At 39.8% G+C, this 2453-nt stretch carries 3 protein-coding genes and 1 pseudogene; all 4 read left to right on the top strand.

Going from position 1 to position 2453, the window contains the following annotated elements:
- A pseudogene (locus RO21_RS13140) lies at positions 1–333 on the top strand (IS21 family transposase); the annotation flags it as partial.
- Positions 334–352: 19 nt separating this feature from the next.
- Positions 353–1078 (top strand): IS21-like element helper ATPase IstB, encoded by a 726-nt coding sequence (gene istB / locus RO21_RS09690; RefSeq protein WP_018355665.1) that lies wholly within the window; start codon positions 353–355, stop codon positions 1076–1078.
- 102 nt (positions 1079–1180) lie between these two features.
- Entirely contained in the window at positions 1181–1294 is a 114-nt protein-coding gene (locus RO21_RS13765; protein ID WP_084724285.1) for a Com family DNA-binding transcriptional regulator, read from the top strand.
- Between the two features lie 57 nt (positions 1295–1351).
- Positions 1352–2188: a DNA adenine methylase gene (locus RO21_RS09695; protein WP_047977588.1), complete on the top strand. Its 837-nt coding sequence runs from the start codon at positions 1352–1354 to the stop codon at positions 2186–2188.
- Positions 2189–2453: the final 265 nt, after the last annotated feature.

The following is a 2453-nucleotide window of genomic DNA, read 5'->3' on the forward strand; positions in this document are numbered from 1 at the left end:
GCCTTTCAAGGCTGGGTACTTCCTCCAGCTATTAAACCCCTTCAACATCACTTACTCAAACAACCTCGTGGTGATAAGGCGATGGTTAAGCTTCTGAGTTTAATTGCGGATTTTGGCGAAGAAGTCGGCGTGACTGCCGCAGAGCTCGCATTAGAACAAGGATTACCTACTGTTGAAGCTGTACTGAATATTATCTTAAGATTGACTGAACCAACAGTCCCTAAAATAGAGAGTCGACACGTTGCGCTGCGTTGTCCGCCTAAAGCAAATCTCAGTCAATTTGACCAACTCCTTCAATATCGAAGAACCACTACCTTTCCTTCACTAAAATAAAACAGACAAGGAGATAATAATGGAAAGACAAGACTATATTGCATTACTACAACAGCTTAAATTAACAACAATGGCAAATGAATTTGACGATATCGTGATTGAAGGTGTTCGACGCAAACGCCCGACGCTCGATATTCTCGCACGTTTACTAAATGTTGAAATCACACAACGAAGCATTAACCAAACTTTAGGGCGGATTAAACGTGCTAAGTTTCCCCAACAAAGAACCTTTGCTGAATTTGATTTTAAGCAAAGCCTTTTAGATGAAGCCCGCTTTCAACTTTTGCTGGATGGTGAATATATTAAAGCCAAGCGTAATATTATTTTAGTGGGTGGTCCAGGTACAGGAAAAACGCACTTAGCGACGGCATTTGGCATCCAAGCTGCAGAACAAGGCTATAAAGTACGATTTTGGAACGTATTGGATTTGGTGAATCAGCTTGAGCTGGATAATCAAATGAAACAATTTAAGCTTGTCCCTCAGATGGTCCGTCAAGATGTCATCATTTTGGATGAGCTAGGCTACTTACCCTTTAGTCAAAAAGGTGGGGCATTACTGTTTCATTTAATGAGTCAACTTCATGAAAATACCAGTGTTATCATTACGACAAACCTTGAGTTTTCAGAGTGGGGCACCCTATTTACTGAGGCAAAAATGACAAATGCACTTTTAGATAGGTTAATTCACCATTGCCATATTTTAGAAACGGGTAATGAATCTTATCGATTTAAACATCGTAATTAAGAAATAATAAAAGTGGAACACTTTTAAAGGATCTTTGTGGTTCAATTTTGGAAGATCATTGACACAGCATAGTATCAGAACCGATAAAAAGGATCGATAACAATGCAACATATTCAACTTAGATGCCGATGCTGTAACAAGTTATTGGCGAAAGGTTCAGCGATTTTGATTGAAATCAAATGCGGTCGCTGCAAAACGATCAACACATTTCACTAATCAATCAGAGTGTCGGAGCGTCTTGAACGCCGGAATGCCATAATAGAGGACACAATTATGGCAACATTTAAACAAGCTCCGTTACCCTTTGTCGGGCAAAAACGTCAATTTCTCAAATATTTTGAAGCAGTATTGGACGAAAATATCGAAGGTAGTGGAGAAGGCTGGACGATAATTGATGTGTTTGGCGGGAGCGGCTTACTTTCGCATACGGCAAAGCGTAAAAAGCCGTCAGCACGGGTGATTTACAACGATTTTGACGGTTACGCCGAGCGGCTGAAACACATCAAAGACATAAATCAACTTCGCCAAGAAATCTATCAAACTATTGCCGATATTGTACCAAAAAACAAGCGGTTAAATAAGGATTTAAAAGCTAAAATCATCAATAAAATCAATAATTTCAACGGTTACAAAGACTTGAACTGTTTGGCTAGTTGGTTGTTATTTAGTGGTGAGCAAGTGAGTAGTCTTGAAGAGCTTTTTGAGCAATCTTTTCTCCATTGCGTGCGTAAAAGCGACTACCCCGAAGCCACTGGCTATTTGGACGGCGTAGAAGTCGTGAGTGAGTCGTTTCATACATTACTTCCCCAATATCAGCACCAAGATAAGACGTTGTTTGTTCTTGATCCGCCTTACCTTTGTTCTCGTCAAGAAAGCTATAAGCAGGCACACTATTTTGGTTTGATTGACTTCTTACGTCTCATTCACCTAACCCGTCCGCCGTATATCTTCTTCAGCTCAACCAAATCGGAGTTTATCCGGTTTATTGACGCAATGATCGAAGATAAGTGGCAGAATTGGGCAGCCTTTGATTCGTACAAGCGGATCACATTACAGGCAAATGTGAGTTATGCGGGAAGATACGAAGATAATTTGGTGTATAAATTTTAATGAAAACGCCCTTTAAGTGAAGTTTAAAGGGCGTTGAAAGTAAAAGATCTCTATGCTTCATTGTTTAATTCGGAAAGTACTTAATGTGTGTACAGGATTGCTCTCTTCAAAGGGCATAGCAAGTCTTGTTTTAGAAGATAAAGCGGATAGGCGATATTGTGAACTGGGGATAAAGATGAACCACTAAAACTAAGAAAAAATGAGGGGGGGGACTTGTTTCGCTTTTTTAGTGGTTCATTTTCGCAATTTTAGTGGATCACAACAA

This window comes from Muribacter muris (genome assembly GCF_001038205.1).
In the GTDB taxonomy this organism is placed as follows: Bacteria; Pseudomonadota; Gammaproteobacteria; order Enterobacterales; family Pasteurellaceae; genus Muribacter; species Muribacter muris.